Annotated in this window: 14 protein-coding genes; 4 read left to right on the top strand and 10 right to left on the bottom strand. The window is 69.6% G+C overall.

The window, feature by feature from the left end:
- The first annotated feature begins 205 nt into the window (after positions 1-205).
- A complete protein-coding gene (locus ACFVMC_RS01025; RefSeq protein WP_379205751.1) occupies positions 206-1,393 on the top strand; it encodes a PLP-dependent aminotransferase family protein in 1,188 nt (395 codons plus the stop codon).
- Here ACFVMC_RS01025 and glpK read toward each other — a convergent pair.
- Positions 1,375-2,874, bottom strand: coding sequence for a glycerol kinase GlpK (gene glpK / locus ACFVMC_RS01020; RefSeq protein ID WP_379205750.1), 1,500 nt, complete (start codon positions 2,872-2,874; stop codon positions 1,375-1,377). The two genes, ACFVMC_RS01025 and glpK, sit on opposite strands and share 19 nt — an antisense overlap.
- Before the next feature lie 120 nt (positions 2,875-2,994).
- Between glpK and glpD the strand changes: the two genes are divergently transcribed.
- Both glpD and ACFVMC_RS01010 read left to right on the top strand, forming a co-directional pair.
- Positions 2,995-4,728 (top strand): glycerol-3-phosphate dehydrogenase, encoded by a 1,734-nt coding sequence (glpD, locus tag ACFVMC_RS01015; RefSeq protein WP_379205749.1) that lies wholly within the window; start codon positions 2,995-2,997, stop codon positions 4,726-4,728.
- A 13-nt stretch (positions 4,729-4,741) separates the two neighbouring features.
- The gene (locus ACFVMC_RS01010; RefSeq protein WP_379205748.1) at positions 4,742-5,122 is read left to right on the top strand and encodes a VOC family protein; all 381 of its coding nucleotides are present in this window, start codon (positions 4,742-4,744) and stop codon (positions 5,120-5,122) included.
- On the opposite strand, the gene ACFVMC_RS01005 is transcribed toward ACFVMC_RS01010, so the two are convergent.
- The 8 genes from ACFVMC_RS01005 to ACFVMC_RS00970 all read right to left on the bottom strand — a co-directional run bounded on the left by ACFVMC_RS01005 (position 5,119) and on the right by ACFVMC_RS00970 (position 15,546).
- On the bottom strand, positions 5,119-6,384 hold the full coding sequence (locus ACFVMC_RS01005) for a sensor histidine kinase (RefSeq protein WP_379205747.1): 1,266 nt from the start codon (positions 6,382-6,384) through the stop codon (positions 5,119-5,121). The two genes, ACFVMC_RS01010 and ACFVMC_RS01005, sit on opposite strands and share 4 nt — an antisense overlap.
- Positions 6,381-7,055 carry a response regulator transcription factor gene (locus ACFVMC_RS01000; RefSeq protein ID WP_379205746.1) on the bottom strand — a complete coding sequence of 225 codons (675 nt, stop codon included), beginning with the start codon at positions 7,053-7,055 and terminating at the stop codon, positions 6,381-6,383. Before ACFVMC_RS01000 ends, ACFVMC_RS01005 begins: the two co-directional genes overlap by 4 nt.
- Positions 7,056-7,138: 83 nt before the next feature.
- Entirely contained in the window at positions 7,139-7,339 is a 201-nt protein-coding gene (locus tag ACFVMC_RS00995; RefSeq protein WP_379205745.1) for a hypothetical protein, read from the bottom strand.
- A 93-nt stretch (positions 7,340-7,432) separates the two neighbouring features.
- Complete coding sequence (locus tag ACFVMC_RS00990; RefSeq protein WP_379205744.1) at positions 7,433-8,053, bottom strand: TetR/AcrR family transcriptional regulator; 621 nt, start codon at positions 8,051-8,053, stop codon at positions 7,433-7,435.
- Positions 8,050-9,411, bottom strand: a complete 1,362-nt coding sequence (gene hpnE, locus ACFVMC_RS00985) for a hydroxysqualene dehydroxylase HpnE (protein ID WP_379205743.1) — start codon at positions 9,409-9,411, stop codon at positions 8,050-8,052. Before hpnE ends, ACFVMC_RS00990 begins: the two co-directional genes overlap by 4 nt.
- A 66-nt stretch (positions 9,412-9,477) precedes the next feature.
- Positions 9,478-9,660, bottom strand: a complete 183-nt coding sequence (locus ACFVMC_RS00980) for a hypothetical protein (RefSeq protein WP_379205742.1) — start codon at positions 9,658-9,660, stop codon at positions 9,478-9,480.
- A 114-nt stretch (positions 9,661-9,774) separates the two neighbouring features.
- Complete coding sequence (locus tag ACFVMC_RS00975; RefSeq protein WP_379205741.1) at positions 9,775-10,554, bottom strand: DNA-formamidopyrimidine glycosylase family protein; 780 nt, start codon at positions 10,552-10,554, stop codon at positions 9,775-9,777.
- Positions 10,555-10,578: 24 nt separating this feature from the next.
- Positions 10,579-15,546, bottom strand: a complete 4,968-nt coding sequence (locus ACFVMC_RS00970; RefSeq protein WP_379205740.1) for a DEAD/DEAH box helicase — start codon at positions 15,544-15,546, stop codon at positions 10,579-10,581.
- Between the two features lie 57 nt (positions 15,547-15,603).
- On the opposite strand from ACFVMC_RS00970, the gene ACFVMC_RS00965 reads away from it, so the two are divergent.
- Positions 15,604-16,149 (top strand): histidine phosphatase family protein, encoded by a 546-nt coding sequence (locus ACFVMC_RS00965; RefSeq protein ID WP_379205739.1) that lies wholly within the window; start codon positions 15,604-15,606, stop codon positions 16,147-16,149.
- Here ACFVMC_RS00965 and ACFVMC_RS00960 read toward each other — a convergent pair whose 3' ends face one another.
- Positions 16,150-16,755, bottom strand: a complete 606-nt coding sequence (locus tag ACFVMC_RS00960; protein WP_379205738.1) for a TetR/AcrR family transcriptional regulator — start codon at positions 16,753-16,755, stop codon at positions 16,150-16,152. It lies immediately after the preceding gene.
- Positions 16,756-16,766: the final 11 nt, after the last annotated feature.

Genomic DNA, 16,766 nt, shown 5'->3' with positions numbered 1-16,766 from the left:
TCCTTCGTGTCGATGGTGTCTACGAAGAGTTGGACGCCGCTGACTCCAGCTCGGTTCTGTCGAGTGATGCAGATCACCCCTGAAATCATCGGCCGCTGCCGGTCGAACCTGGCGACGATCTCGCTATATAGGATTTAAATTTCACATTCTGGTCAATATTGTGCGACCATAGGCACCGCGTACCCGGCGTTTCTCGGAGGTTCCCATGTCATCGACTATCCCGCCGCTGGCCGGCAAGCTGAGCGGCCTCCAGAGCTCGGCGATTCGCGACCTCTTGAAGCTGACCGCGCGCGCCGAGGTCATCAGCCTGGCCGGTGGGTTGCCGGATGCCGCGCTGATGCCCCGCGACCGGATCGCCGCCGCGGCGGCGGACGCGCTGTCCGGGCCGGGGTGCCTGCAATACACCGAGTCGCCCGGATGGGCGCCGCTGCGGGAGGTGCTGGCCGCTCGTGAATCGGCCCGGCTCGGCCGGGCCGTCGGTGTGGACGAGGTCTTCGTGACGCACGGTTCGCAGCAGGCGCTGTCCCTGCTGGCCGAAGTGCTGCTCGATCCCGGCGCGCTGGTGGTTGTCGAGAATCCCGCGTATGTCGGTGCGCTGCAAGTGTTCCGGGCTGCGAGCGCCCGAATCGTCGCGCTGCCCTTGGATTCCGAGGGGCTGCGTGTCGACCTGCTCGCCGAGCTGCTGGCCTCCGGTGAGCGTCCCGCGCTGGTGCACACGGTGAGCAACTTCCATAACCCGGGCGGCGTCACCATGAGTGCCGAGCGCCGGCGCGCGCTCGCCGAACTCGCCGACGCGCACGGCTTCTGGGTGATCGAGGACGACCCGTACGGCGAGCTCTACTTCGACGCGCCCGCCCCGGCACCCGTGGCAGCGTACTCCCGCAACGTGATTCGCCTATCCAGTGCGTCGAAGATCATCGCGCCCACGCTGCGCGTCGGCTGGATGACCGCCCCGCCCAGCGTCTTTCGTGGAGTGGAGCTGCTGAAGCAGGGCGCCGATCTGTGTGGCTCGGCCCTGACCCAGCAGATCGCCGCCGACCTGCTCGCGGACGCCGCCTGGCTCAGCGGCCATATCGAGTCCGTCCGCACCGCCTACGGTGCTCGGGCCAAGGCGCTGGTGCACGCGCTGCGCGACCGCTTCGGTGACCGGCTCACCTGTACCGATGCCACGGGCGGCATGTTCGTCTGGGCCGATTTCACCGACGGCACCGACGCGCAAGAACTGCTGCCTCGTGCGCTGGACGCGGGTGTCGCCTACGTGCCCGGTTCGGCGTTCGCCGTCGACGGCGGCTATCGGCACTCGATGCGCCTGTGCTTCTCCACCTCGGACGCGGCCACTCTGACCGAGGCGGTGGACCGGCTGGCCGGTGCGGGTCAGTCCGCCCAGTTGTAGGTGCGTTCCACCGCTTTGTTCCATTCCCGCAGGCGCGCTTGCCGATCCGCGTCGGACATGGTCGGCTGCCAGGTCTTGTCGGCGGCCCAGTTGGTGCGGATCTCCTCGGTGTCGGCCCAGAAACCCACCGCGAGGCCCGCGGCATAGGCGGCGCCGAGCGCGGTGGTCTCCTTGACCACCGGGCGCACGACCGGGACATCGAGGATGTCGGACTGGAACTGCATGAGCAGGTCGTTGTCGGTCATGCCGCCGTCCACCTTGAGGGTGGTCAATTCCAGGTCGAGGCGCTGGGATTCGGCGTCGGCGCGCATGGCGTCGACCACCTCGCGGGTCTGGAAGGCGGTGGATTCCAGGATCGCGCGCGCCAGATGAGCTTTGTTGACGAACCGGGTCAGCCCGGCGATGACGCCGCGCGCGTCCGGCCGCCATCGGGGCGCGAACAGTCCGGAGAAGGCGGGCACGAAATACGCGCCGCCGTTGTCTTCGACGCTGCGGGCCAGCGGCTCGATCTCGTCGGCGGAGGCGATGATGCCGAGATTGTCGCGGAACCACTGGACCAGCGAGCCGGTCACCGCGATCGACCCTTCCAGCGCGTACACCGCGTCCTGCGCGCCGAGCCGATAGCAGACGGTGGTGAGCAGGCCGTGCCTGCTGAACACCGGTGTGGTGCCGGTGTTCAGGAGCATGAAATTGCCGGTGCCGTAGGTGTTCTTGGCCTCACCTGGGGACAGGCAGGCCTGGCCGAAGGTGGCGGCCTGCTGGTCGCCGAGGATGCCCGCCACCGGAATGCCTTGCAGCGCACCCGAACTGATCTCGGCGTAGACCTCGGAGGAACTGCGGATCTCGGGCAGCATCGATTCGGGGATGCCGAACTCCGCACAGATTCGCGAATCCCATTGCAGGGTGCGTAGATCCATCAGCATGGTGCGCGAGGCATTGGTGACATCGGTGATGTGCAGGCCGGTCAGGTGCCACAGCACCCAGCTGTCCATGGTGCCGAAGCACAGTTCCCCCGCCTCGGCTCGCGCCCGGACCCCTTCGACATTGTCCAGGATCCAGCGCAGTTTGGGCCCGGCGAAGTAGGTGGACAGCGGCAGCCCGGTGCGGTCCTGGTACCGGGACGGCCCTTCCGCGCCGCCGAGCTCGGTGACCAGCTTGCCGGTGCGGGTGTCCTGCCAGACGATCGCGTTGTAGACAGGTTTGCCGGTGTCGCGCTCCCACACCACGGTGGTCTCGCGCTGATTGGTGACGCCCACCGCGGCGATGTCGCCGGCGGACAGATCGTGTTCTTTCAGTACCGCGTCGATGACGTGGCCGGTGTTGCGCCAGACCTCCTCCGGATCGTGTTCGACCCAGCCGGGCCGCGGGAAGATCTGCTCGTGCTCTCGCTGGGCGACGCCGACGACCCGGCCCTGCCGGTCGAAGACGATGCACCTGCACGATGTCGTGCCCTGATCGATGGCGGCCACATAGCGACGCATTGGTGCAGGTTACTAAACGTTCCGGAGTCCGCGCGTCAAGATCGTGACGACACGGGTTCCTCGCTTAGCCTGTAGCCGGAGCTCGATCTTGTGCACTGACAGCAGAACGAGGAGCCGAGCATGACGAAGAAACCGGAAACCCAGTTCCTCGGCCCGCGCCAGCGCCGGGAGGCGTGGGAGCGGTTCGGCAAGGAGCATTTCGACGTCGTCGTAGTGGGCGGTGGTGTGGTCGGCTCGGGTATCGCGCTGGACGCGGCGACGCGCGGATTGCGGGTGGCGCTGGTGGAGGCGCGGGATCTGGCCTCGGGCACCTCGAGCCGGTCCTCGAAGATGTTCCACGGCGGGCTGCGCTATCTGGAGCAGATGGAGTTCGGTTTGGTGCGCGAGGCGCTCAAGGAGCGCGAGCTGGCGCTGTCGTCGCTGGCGCCGCACCTGGTCAAGCCGCTGAAGTTCCTGTACCCGCTGACCCATCGGGTCTGGGAGCGGCCGTACGTGGCGGCGGGGCTGGTGCTCTACGACCGTATGGGTGGCGCGAAATCCGTTCCGGGACAGCATCACCTATCCCGTTCGGCGGCACTGCGGCTGGCGCCCGGTATGCGGCGCGACGCACTGATCGGCGGGGTCACCTACTACGACACGGTGGTCGACGACGCCCGCCACACCATGACCGTGGCCCGGACCGCGGCGCACTACGGCGCGGTCATCCGGACCTCCACCCAGGTGGTGGGTTTCCTGCGCGAGGCCGACCGGGTGACCGGCGTGAAGGTCCGCGACAGCGACGACGGCGCGACCGGCGAGATCCACGCCCATGTGGTGATCAACGCGACCGGCGTGTGGACCGACGAGCTCCAGGCGCTCGCGCACGCGCGCGGGCACTTCCATGTGCGGGCGTCCAAGGGCGTGCACATCGTCGTGCCCCGGGATCGGATCGTCAGCGATGCGGCGATCATCCTGCGCACGCCGACCTCGGTGCTGTTCGTCATCCCGTGGGACGCGCACTGGATCATCGGAACCACCGACACCGACTGGAATCTCGATCTCGCGCATCCGGCGGCGACCAAGGCCGATATCGACTACCTGCTCGACCATGTGAATCAGGTGCTGGTCACTCCACTGACCCATCAGGACATCGACGGCGTGTACGCCGGGCTGCGGCCGCTGCTGGCGGGGGAGAGCGATTCGACCTCGAAGCTGTCGCGCGAGCACGCGGTCGCGCGGATCGCGCCGGGTCTGGTCGCGATCGCGGGTGGCAAGTACACCACCTATCGGGTGATGGCCTACGACGCGGTCGATGAAGCGGCGCAGGATATTCCGGACAAGGTCGCGCCGTCGGTCACCGAGAAGGTGCCGCTGCTGGGCGCGGACGGGTACTACGCGCTGGTCAATCAGACGGTGCAGCTGGCCGAGGAGTACGGCCTGCACCCGTACCGGATCAAGCACCTGCTCAACCGCTACGGCTCGCTGATCGACGAGGTGATCGCGCTCGCCGACGGTTATCCCGAACTGCTGCAACCGATTACCGACGCGCCGTCGTATCTGCGGGTGGAGGCGGTGTACGCGGCCGCCGCCGAGGGCGCGCTGCACCTCGACGACATCCTGGCCCGCCGCACCCGCATCTCCATCGAATACCCGGATCGGGGTCGCGACTGTGCCGAGGAGGTGGCGCAGTTGGTCGCGCCCGTACTCGGCTGGGACGACGCCGATATCGACCGGGAGATCCGCACCTATCTGGCGCGGGTCGACGCCGAGATCGAGTCGCAGACCCAACCCGACGACGCGTCGGCCGACGCGTTGCGGATCGCGGCCCCGGAGCCGCGTCCGGAGATCCTGGAACCGGTGCCCTCGGACGGCTGAGAGGATACTTGCCATGCGTATCGCAGTGACCAGCGTTTTCGTCGACGACCAGGAGAAGGCGCTGGCGTTCTACACCGAGGTGCTCGGCTTCCAGAAGAAGCACGACGTCCCGGTGGGTGCATACAAGTGGCTGACAGTGGTCGCGCCGGAGGCGCCCGAGGGCACCGAGCTGCTGCTCGAACCCGACCAGAATCCGATCGCCAAGACCTACAAGACCGGCCTGCGCGAGGCCGGGCTGCCGTGCATCCAGTTCGGCGTCGAGGATGTGCGGGCCGAATACGAGCGGCTGCGCGGGCTCGGTGTCCGATTCACTCAGGAGCCGTTGAACATGGGCGAGGTAACCACGGCGGTCTTCGACGACACCTGCGGAAACCTCATCCAGCTCGCTGGTTAGGCCGGTGGCCGCGGCAGTGTAAGGGTGGCGATGGTGCCGCCGCCCGCCGCGGGTTCCATGCCCGCGGAGCCGCCGTGCAGATCGGCGATCCAGGCCACCAGCGCCAAACCGATGCCGCTGCCACGTCCCGCGCTGACGCCGCGATCGAACGGGTTGCTCGACACCTGTGGGTTCAGGCCGGGGCCGTGGTCGCGCACACTGACCCGGCCGTCGGCGACATGCACCTCGACCGGCGCGCCGCGATTGACCGCACCGTGGGTGATGGCGTTCTCCACCAGGTTCCGGATCGCCAGGCCGAGCAGCCCCGGATCGCCGATCACGACGCACGGAACCGTCTCGACCAGGATATTCGCCGGTCCGAACCCCTCGATCACGGATTCGGTGAGTTGATCCAGCAGCAGCTGCACGCGTTCGGGTTCGGCCAGGCCGGACTGCATGCGGGCCCGGGCCAGCAGCCCGGAGACGATGCGCTCCATCCGGTCGCCGAGCCCGTGCGCCTCGTGCAGGGCCCGGTCGATCTCGTGCGGGTTGCGGTGGCGCGGCGCGGTCACCAGGCGCAGTGTCGACAGCGGCGTGCGCAGTTCGTGGGCCGCGTCGCCGAGGAACTTCTCCTGCTCGTCGAGCAGCACGATGACCTGGCGCATGCTGCGCCCCGACAGCCAGTACGCGGCGAGGGCCGAGCACAGCACCAGCAGCAGGCCGCCGATCACCAGGCTCCAGATCAGCAGTGCGCGTTCGGGACCGAAGGTCTGCGGGTTGGTGCCCGCGAAGACCACCACCTCGACCTCGGAATCCTCCCAGAACAGCGGCTGGGCGACCAGGCGGACGGAGCGGCCCTGACTGTCCGTGCCGTCGCGAAAGACGCTGTCCTCGGCCAGGATCGCATCGTCGACGATGCCCGCGGCGACCTCTTTGCCGGGCAGCCAGGACCGCAGGTGGCCGAACGCCTCGGTCCAGGTGCCGTCGGCGGACTTGCTCACCACGAGCACCGCGGTCTCGCCGTTGGCCAGGTCGTAGGACTTGACGTCGGTGAGATCGAGTACCTCGTCGGTGTCGAGCGTGATGCTGCCGGCGACGCCGGTGGCGACCCGGCTGATCGCCTCGTCCACGACGCGGTCCCGGGACCTGGCGTCGATGACCGCGGCGACCAGGCCGAGCACGATCAGGCAGACGGTGCTGATCGCGGTGATCAGTACCGTCAGCTGCCAACGGGTGCGCCGCATGCGCGCGACCGCGGGGCGCGCGGCAGCGGGCGGACTCAACGTGCGAATGATTCACTTCCGATCATGAAACCCGTGCCGCGCACCGTCTCGATGACCGGCGGCGCGCCGAGTTTGCGGCGCAACTGCGCGATCACCGCGTCGACCACATTGGAGGCGGGCTCGGCCATCTCGTCCCAGCAGCATTCGATGAGTTCGCTGCGCGAGACGACACTGCCTGCCCGGGTGGCGAGCAGTTCCAGCACCGCGAATTCCTTGGGGCTCAGCGAGCGCAGGATGCCGGCGCGCTGCACCCGGCGGCGGGGCAGATCGATATCGATGTCGCCCAGGACGATTCGGGCCGGGGCGGGCTGCTCGCGGCGGCGGCACAGGGCGCGCACCCGGGCCGCGAGTTCGGCCAGGGCGAACGGTTTCACGAGGTAGTCGTCGGCGCCGTGCTCGAATCCGGCGACCCGGTCGGCGATGCCGTCGCGGGCGGTGAGCATCAGCACCGGTACCCGCAGGCCCCGGTCGCGGTGGGCCGCGACGAGGGCCAGGCCGTCACCGTCGGGCAGGCCGCGGTCGACGACCAGGCAGTCGTAGCCGTTGACGGAGATCTTGAAATCCGCGTCCGCGAGCCGGGCGGCGAGGTCGACGGCGAATCCGGCCGAACGCAGGCCCGCCGCGATCTCCAGTCCCAGACCTTCGTCGTCCTCCACCACCAGTACTCGCACGAGACCAGAGAATAGGACATCTCGGACGGGCACCCGGCGCGGCCGAGTGGCTCGACCCCCGTCAGCCACTCGGCGCGGGCGGATCAGTAGGTGTGCAGGTCCCAGCCGTCGCCGACCGGCACGCACTCCCACTGGGTGCCGCCGGTGAGTGGCGAGTTGCCATCGGCGACACAGCCCTCGTAGGTGGCGTAGTTGCCGATGAACACGGCGTTCGCGACACCGGTGCTCGCGGCCACCGCGCCCAGGGCGAACATTCCGGCGACGATCGCGGTCTCGAGCTTCATAGGATTTCCTCTCGGTCGGGCGCGGTGCCTCCGCGCTGGAAACAGCACATCAACTCGACCGTGAGAATTTCGTGAGGGCAGTGAAAGTGCTGGTCAGCGCTGGGATTCCAGGCCGGTGGCCCAGTCGGTGAGCGAGCGGACGTAGGACCGGAACAGGTCGTCGGGGTAGCGGTCCGGGTCGGCCAGGTGCAGGCGCGCGAGTTCTTCGATGGCGCACAGCATGACGCGTTCGGTGGCGCCGTCCGGGTCGACGGGCACCCCGGCGAAGCGCGACAGGTGCCGCGCCCCGATCTGGCGGGCGTAGTTGCGGCCCAGCTCGAGTCGTTCGCGCAGGCCCGGCGGTCCGCCGTCGGGCGGGCTGAGCATGATCCGCCAGCTGGTCGGTGCGGCGTGCAGGTAGCTGAGCATGCCGTGGGCGAGCGCGTCCGGGTCGTCGATGTCGAGATCGACACTGCTCACTCCGGCCAGCGCGATGCCCATCTCGCGGTCCAGCAGGGTGGTCAGCAGGCCGGACAGATCGCTGAACTGCTGATAGATCAGCGCGCGGGCGACATCGGATTGCCGCGCGACACGTTCGATGGTGACCGCGGCGAACCCGTCCGCGGCGGCGATATCGCGCGCCACGTCCAAGAGCTGGGAACGCCTTTCGGCCGCGGGCATCCGGCGCTTACCGGATTTCTTAGCGGGCACTGATGTGGCGCGCTGCGTGGTCACGGCACAGACGGTAACTCGAGCAGCAGGTCCACCGCCCGCGCTGCGCTCTGCACGGCGCTTTCCATCGTGGCCGACCAGTCGGTGGCGGTCCAGTCCCCGGCCAGCGCCAGCGTCGGAATCGAAGTGCGCTGTGCGGGCCGTAGGCCGTGCGTGCCCACGACCTGGGAGAATGTCGCCTTGGGCATCGGAACCACCTGGGCCTGCACGATTTTCGCGTGCGCGGCGGCGGGGTAGTAGCGGCGCAGTAGCGCCATCTGCTCGGTGACGACCTCTTCGTGACTTTTGTGGATCTGCGCGTAGGCGCCGCTGGTGGTCAGGCAGTACAGCCAGGCCTGCTCGGTGCTGCGCCCGGTCATCCGCTGGCGGTCGAAGACCTCGTCGATGACGCCGCCGCCACCGATCAGTGCCTCGAATTCGGCCTCGGTCCCCAGCGGGCGATCCAGGTACAGGTTGGTGCTGACGATCGGGGTGTAGCCGAGTTTCTGCGCGGCCGCGTAGATTTCGGCGTGTTCGGGCAGGTCGTCGAGCAGCCCGCCGATATTGGAGTTGGGCACCGCGCACACCACCGCGTCGGCGGGGACCACCGAGCCGTCGGCCAGCGTCACACCGGTGACGCGGCCGTCGGCGATATGGATGCGCCGCGCCACCGCGCGATGGCGGACCTCGACGCCGTGCCGGGCGAAGACCTGCTGCGCGCCGGTGACGTAGAGCGTGTCCAGATCGGTGGTGGGATAGCCGATGGTGACCGGGGTGCGGTGCGCGATGCCGAGGCGGATCCCGGTGGCCAGCACGTCGGCCAGTACCTTCGCCGATTCCTGCTCGACGGGTTCGGCGGCGACGCCGAGGGCGAGCCAGTCCCACAGTGCCTCACGGGCTTTGGCGGGCATGCCGATCCGGTCGAACCACTGCTCGGAGGTGAGGTCGGCGAGGTCGGCGGGCTGGTTGAGGCATTGCCAGCCCAGTCGCACGGTGGCGCGGGCGGTGCGCAGCCGGTCCAGCGGCGTGGCGTCGGGGTGCGGGCCGGTGAAGGTGCGCCAGGCGCCCGCGCCGGTGGTGCGCATGGTGACCTTGCGCCCGTCCGGCCAGCGCAGGGTGGCGCGGTGCGGGAAGGCGACGAAGCGGCGGGTGCCGACGCTGTCCAGGTAGCGGAACAGATGGTGGTAGCCCGAGGCGATCACGTGCTGACCGTTGTCGGGCAGGTCCTCGACGGCTTCGGCCTTCATGGCGTGGGTGCGGCCGCCCAGCCGTCCGCGACGTTCCAGCAGCGTGACCTGTTTGCCGGCTTCGGCCAGCCAGACCGCGGACGCGAGCCCGGCCAGGCCGCCGCCGATCACCACATACCGCCTCGGATCGCCCATGGCGTGCTCCCTCGTCGTAACTGACAACTTGGAAGTTAGGCGGGTTCGCCGAGGGCGTCAAGGGTTTCACATACCGCGGTCGACCTCGCCCTGGGTGATCGCGGGCCGCGGCTGCTCCGAACTGCCGGGCGCGGGCGGCGTATGCAGCAGCACATAGATGAACACCACGGTGGCGACGATCGCGAGCACGGCGACGACGAGCTGTGCGGCAATCGCGATGCGCCGGGCGATCGCCGTGTGCCGCAACATGTCGTCCTGCTCCTGTGCTGTCGAATTCCGATAGGCACAGATGCTGTCGGGACGCGGCGGCCCGATGTTAGCAATGCAATGGCAAATCGCATCGCACGCTGCGGCGATCCGGACTCAGCCCACGGGCTCCGGCTGACAGCGGGGGCAGAAATAGATACCGCGCTCGCGCTGGGTGATCCGGTCGGCGGGATCGGAATCGCCGAGCAGGCGCACGAGCAGGGTGGTGCCGCAGCGTGGGCAGGGCCGCCGCTGCTTGCCGTACACCAACTGCCGCCACGGTGGCTCGTGCGCGGCCTTGCCCAGTACCCGGTGCGCCTCGTTGACCAGCGCGAGCAGATCGGGCACCGCGGCGACCGGGGTGGCCGGATGCACCTTGCGCAGAAAGCACACCTCGCTGCGGTAGATGTTGCCGATGCCCGCGAGATTGCGCTGATCCAGCAGGGCCACCCCGATCGGCTGCTCGGGATGTGTGGCCAGCCGCCGCACCGCCTCGGCGGCATCCCAGTTCGGGCCCAGCAGATCCGGGCCGAGATGGTCGATGACGGTGTGCTCCTCGACGCGGGGTAGCACCTCCACCGTGCCGAGTGCGAATCCGACGGCCTCGGTGTCGTCGGTGCCCAGGACCACCCGAGCCTGCACACGCGGCCGAGTCCACCGCTCGCCGGTGCAGTAGGTGCGCCAGACGCCCTCCATTTTCAGGTGGGTGTGGATACTCGCTCGCGGGGTGCGGATGAACAGATGCTTGCCGTAGCTGCCGACCTCCTCGATCAGCTCGCCCGCCAGGTCGACCGTGGCGTATCCGGGTACCCGGAAATCGCTGCGCACCAAGGTCTTCCCGGCCAGCGCCAGCCGCAGCCGGTGGGCGGTCAGGAATACGGCATCGCCTTCAGGCATGGCACGACCGTACCCGTGGCGGGCTCACGGCTGACCGCGTAGCCGCAGCCCGCGCGGGGTCGCGGAGAAGCCCGCGGCGGTGAGGAAGGTGGCGAAGGTATTGCCGTGCACGGTTTCACCATCGACCTTGTCGATCACCAGGGCATCGACCCGGCGGGTGCGGACCAGCCCGGCCAGCGCGGTCGCCGCGGCCTGGCGGGCGTCCGGATCCTCGCTGAAGGTGAGCAGGGTCTTGCCGCCGCGCTCCAGGTACAGGACCAGATCACCGTCCAGCAGGACCACCAGCGCGCCCGCTTTGCGGCCCGGGCGGTGGCCGCTTGCGCCGTCCCCCTTGGGCCAGGGCAGCGCCGCGCCGTAGGGGTTGGCCGGATCGCAGGCGGCCAGCGCCAGTGCCTGTGGTGCCCGCTGTCCGCCGTCGGCCGGACGGATTCGGTCGGTGTCGAAGGAGCGCAGCCGGTCGACCACGTCGGTGGTGGAGAACTGCGCGCCGCCGAGCGAGTCGACGAAATAGCCGCGGCGGCAGCGCCCTCGGTCCTCGAACTCGGTCAGCACCCGATACATCAGCGCGAAACCGCCCGGCACGCCTTCGTTCTGGACCGATCCGCGGGTCAGCACCCCGTAACGCTCCAGCAGCATGTCGGCGGTAGCGTGGGCGCGCACGGTGTTGTCCGCGACGCGTTCGGGCAGCAGCGACCAGCGTCCGGCCACCGCGGGGGGACCGGAGCGGGTCGGCAGCGTCTGCCGCGGCAGATACGCGCGGCCGCGGGGCGTGCGCCGCGGGGTGCGGTGCGCCGTGCTGGTGCGGGTGGTCCCGGACAGCAGGGCGCGCACCGGCGCGAAGGTGTCACCGGCGACCACGCCGGCCCACACCAGCTCCCACAGCGCCGCAGCCACCGTGGCGTCATCGAGCAAACCCGTGGCATCGGAGAGCTGCCGGAAGAAGTACGCCCCGCCACCCTGCAACACCGGCGGCAGGTTCAGTGCTCCACCGTCGCGCGCTGCTCCCCGGCCCACTGCGGCTCGATCGGAACCGTCCGCCGCGGGCGCGGTGCCTCGGCCGGGTTCCGGTGCGTCCAGCGAGATCGGGCCCGGTGGTGCGGGCGGCTCGGTGAGCGGAGTCCACGCCGGTATCGAAGCGCCGAGTGCGCTGAGCAGTCGCAGCTGGGTTTCGGTGAGCTCGATCTGGTCGGGCGGTGCCAGGGTGAACGGCGCCTGGTCGGCCAGGTGCAGTGCGATCCAGCCGTCCTTGGCGGTGATGGAGCCGTGCCCGGACCAGATCACCTCGCCGGTGGCCATCAGCTCGTCCAACATGGCGGGGGAGTAGTCGCGCACCCGCACGGGCAGGATCAGCGATTCCCAGGCCGAGGCCGGAATCGGCACGCCCGCAAGCTGTTCCACCACCGCGGCGACGCCGTCGACGCCGCGCAGCTCGCCACTGCCCACATGCTGCCAGGACGGCAGGAACCGGCCGAACGCGGCGGTGGCCACCGGCTCGACCTCGTGCCGCGCGGCGGCCAGCGAGCGTCGCCGCAGTCGCCGCAACACCTGCGTGTCGCACCACTCCGAGCCGCTCGCGGCAGGCGTGAATTCCCCTTCCACCACTCGTTTCTCGGCTACCAGGCGATGCAGCGCTCCCGCGGCCACCGCCGTGCCGAGCCCGAACCGCTGTGCCACGGCCTCGGTGGTGAACGGCGCGTGCGTGCGCGCGTACCGGCCGACCAGGTCACCCAGCGGATCGGGGACCGGTTCGATGAACGCCGCCGGAGTACCGATCGGCAGCGGGACGCCGAGTGCATCCCGCAGCCGGGCCGCGTCCTCCACGGCCACCCACCAGGTGCGCCCGGCGAACGAAACCTCCAGCGCGCGACGGGCTTTCAGCAACTCGGCGAACCACTCGTGATGCGCGCCCGCTATGGCCAGGTCGGGGCCGGATTTGCTGTCGATAATGTCACCGGACCCCTCGGCCGTGGTGCCCGTGTGGGCGATGATCTCGGCATCGTCGGTGGTGCCGTTCCGCGTGGGTGTCTCCGCCACCGGTGGACGGTCCGGTTCAGCGGCTGAACCCTGGTCCGACCACGGCGAAGCGGCTGGATTCCCGATTTCAAGGACGCAGCGGGCGCCGGCTTCGGCCGGTGTCAACGGGCCCAGTAGTCGCAGCAGGTCCGCCAAGCCCTCCAGGTCACGGGCGCGGCGTTCGGGGGTGCGACGCTGGAGTTCTCGTTCGGTCTGCTCGAGGATGTCGGCATCGAGCAGCTCACGCAGTTCGACCCGGCCGAGGAGTTCGGCGAGCAGGCTGGAATCCAGGGACAGGGCGGCGGCGCGACGTTCGGCCAGCGGACTGTCCCCGTCGTACATGAACTGGCCGATGTAATCGAACAGCAGGGCGCTGGCGAACGGCGACGGCGTCGCGGTCTCGACCTCGACCAGGCGCAGCTGCCGCCGCGCCACCCGGCCCAGCAGCTCGCCCAGCGCGGGCAGATCGTAGACGTCGCGCAGGCATTCGCGCACCGTCTCCAGCAGGATCGGGAAGTCGGGAAACTTGCGCGCCACATCCAGCAGCTGTGCCGAGCGCTGGCGCTGCTGCCACAGCGGCGCCCGCTTACCGGGGTCGCGGCGGGGCAGCAGCAGGGCTCGGGCCGCGCACTCGCGGAACCGGGAGGCGAAAAGCGCTGAGCCGCCTACCTGTTCGGTGACGATCTCGTCGATCTCGTCGGGGGCGAAGACGAACAGTTCCGCCCCGGGCGGATCATCGGTGGTGTCGGGCAGGCGCACCACGATCCCGTCGTCGGAGGCGTTCGGGGCGGCGTCCACGCCGAATCGCTCGCGCAGCCGGGCGCCGATGGCCAGCGCCCACGGCGCGTGCACCGGCAGTCCGTAGGGCGAGTGCAGCACCAGCCGCCAGTCGCCGAGTTCGTCCCGGAACCGTTCCACCACCAGTGTCTTGTCGGTGGGCAGCTGACCGGTGGCGGTGCGCTGTTCGTCCAGCAGTGCAAACAGGTTCGCGGTGGCGTTGTCGTTCAGCCCGGCGGTGCGCACCAGTTCCTCGGCCGCGCCCGTATCGCCCGACTTCCCGGCCTTGCGCACGAATTCGCCCAGGGCCCCGCCCAATTCGGCGGGCCGCCCGAGCCCGTCACCATGCCAGAACGGCAGTCGGCCGGGTTGCCCGAACGCCGGGGTGACCAGCACCCGGTCGAAGGTGATCTCCTCGATCCGCCAGCTGGTGGCCCCCAGGGCGAAGACATCGCCGACCCGGGACTCGTACACCATCTCCTCGTCGAGTTCGCCTACGCGGGAGCCCGGAGCGGAGCCTGCGGAGCGACCCGGTAATGCTGCTTCGCCCACCATGTACACGGCGAACATGCCGCGGTCGGGGATGGCGCCGCCGGAGGTGACCGCGAGCCGCTGGGCGCCGGGCCGCCCGGTGAGCGTGCCCGCGTCCCGATCCCACACCAATCGCGGTCGCAGTTCGGCGAATTCGTCGGAGGGGTAGCGCCCGGCAAGCAGGTCGAGCACCGATTCGTAGGCGGAGCGGGGAAGTGCGGCATAGCTGCCGGTACCGCGCACCGTATCGAACCAGGTGTCGACATCGATCGGTTCCAGCGCGCACGCGGCGACTGTCTGCTGGGCCAGGATATCGAGCGGATGCGCGGGAATGCGCAGCTCTTCGATCTGCCCGGTGAGCATGCGCTGCGCGGCGACGGCGCAGTGCACGACGTCGGTGCGATGCTTGGGAAACAGGACGCCGCGCGAGATCTCGCCGACCTGGTGCCCGGCGCGTCCGACCCGCTGCAAGCCGCTGGCCACCGACGGCGGCGCCTCCACCTGCACCACGAGATCCACCGCGCCCATATCGATGCCGAGCTCCAGACTGGAGGTCGCGACCACGCAACGCAGCCGCCCGCTCTTGAGATCGTCTTCGATGAGGGCGCGCTGCTCCTTGCTCACCGATCCGTGGTGTGCGCGCGCGAGCAGCGGGCCTGCGCCGTGGATCACCTCGGTGGAGGCGCCGAGCTGCGCGGGCGGGGCGTGCTCGAGTGGGACCGGCTCACCGAGCCGCTCGGCATACGCCTCGTTCAGGCGGGCGGTGAGCCGTTCGGCCAGTCGCCGCGAGTTGGCGAACACGATCGAGGACCGGTGCTCGAGCACCAGATCCACGATCGATTCGTCCACGTGTGGCCAGATCGAACCTGGTTGGTCCCCGTCGCCGAGTTGCCGCAGCATCGCGGAGCGATTCGATGAGGGGTGGTGGTCGGGCGACGGGTGGGCCATGTCCGGGACCGGTACCCGTACAGAGAGGTCGAAGGTTTTCGGCGCAGGCGGATTCACGATGGTGATGGGCGCGTTCCCGGCCAGGAATCGCCCGATCTCCTCCGGTGGCCGCACCGTCGCCGACAGCCCGACCCGTTGCGCGGGCCGCTCCGCCAGCTCGTCCAGCCGGGCCAGCGAGAGGGCCAGGTGCGCACCGCGCTTGCCGCCGGCGATGGCGTGCACCTCGTCGACGATCACGGTGCCGACCGTGCGCAGCGTCTCCCGCGCCGCCGAGGTGAGCATGAGGAACAGCGATTCGGGCGTGGTGATGAGAATGTCGGGCGGTGTGCGCTGCATGGCGCGCCGATCGGCCGAGCTGGTGTCGCCCGAGCGCACGCCCACGGTGATCTCCGGCGGATCGAGACCGAGCCGCTTCGCGGTCTGGGTCACCCCGACCAGCGGCGCCCGCAGATTCCGCTCCACATCCACCGCGAGTGCCTTGAGCGGCGAGACGTACAGCACCGAGGTGCCCGGCACCGGCTCGGTGCGACCGGCGAGCCGATCGATCGCCCAGAGGAACGCCGACAGCGTCTTGCCGGAGCCGGTCGGCGCCACCACCAGCGTGTGCTCCCCGGCCGCGATCGCCTGCCAGGCGCCGAGCTGCGCGGACGTCGGCGCGGGAAACGCGCCGTCGAACCAGGCTCGGGTCGCCGGGGAGAACGCGGCGGTGGTGAACGGGGCCATGTACCTCAGTTTGCACCCGGCCACCGACAGGTAGCCGCTAGCCGTACGCTTCCAGGGGTGCAAAAGGTGCTCAGACTCGACCTGGTCAGCCATGGCATGACCGAGGCGATGCGAAAGGCACGTTTTCCAGTCGATGAATCCCTGACCGCGGCCGGCCGCCGCGCCATCTCCGCCACCACCCGGCTGACGGCGGCGCGGGTGCTGACCGGACCGGAACGGCGGACGGTGGAGACCGCCGCCCTCATGGGCTTGCCCGGCGACGAGGACGATCGCCTGCGCGATCTGGACGCGGGAGCCTGGCGGGGCGGCGAGCTGATGTCGGTCGCGCAGGACGAGCTCTACGCCTGGCTCACCGATCCCGCGTTCAAGGGACACGGCGGCGAATCGGTGTGCGAGGTGATCGAGCGGACCCGGTTCTGGATGGCCGAGATCGCCTCGGAGGGGATGTCCACCGTCGCGGTCACCCATCCGGCTGTGATCCGGGCCGCGCTGCTGGTCACGCTGGACGCACCGCCGAAGTCGTTCTGGCGCATCGATATTCCGCCGGGGCATGTCACCCGCCTGCACTATCGCGGCGAGTGGACGCTGCACTATTCGGTCTGATCAGGCCCGAGCGGGCGTCCCGAGGCTGACCAGCAGGCGCACGGCGTCGGTGATCAGCCTGGCCGAGATGCTCGGATCGATGGCCCGCTGGATGCCCAGCCCCAGGCCCAGGCTCAGCACCGAGGTGGCCGCGTCCTCGGCGGGCATGGGCAGTTCCAGGCCCAGCGAGTCGGCGAGGGTCTGCAATTGTGCGGCGACGGCGCCGCGCACCGCGCTCAGACTGGAGACCAGCGCGGCCTGGAGATCCGGATCGTCGCGGGCGACGGTCGCGAACTCGAATTCCAGCAGGGTCCAGCCGACGTCACCGAGGGTGCGCTCGGCCCATTCCTGGAGTCTGCCGAGCCGGCTCTCCAGGCTGTCCGCCGTGCTGATCAGTGCGGTCACCTCGCCGAATTTGGTTTCGTGAATGAGGTCGAGGACCTCCAGGCACAGCTGCTTCTTGGTGCGGAAGTTGGAGTACACCGCGCCTTTGGAGTACCCGGCGGCCTCGGCGACTCGTTCCAGGCTGGTGCGCGCGTAGCCCTCGGTCAGGAACAGGTCTCGCGCCGTCGCGACCAGATCGGCGCGGGTGCGCGCCTGGCTTTCGGTGCGGGTCAGTCGGGCCATGCCCAGAGTCT

The organism is Nocardia sp. NPDC127579, assembly GCF_042672005.1.
Classification (GTDB): domain Bacteria; phylum Actinomycetota; class Actinomycetes; order Mycobacteriales; family Mycobacteriaceae; genus Nocardia.
The sequence above is the reverse complement of the archived record's forward strand: the minus strand, read 5'-3'. Positions and strand labels throughout refer to the sequence as shown.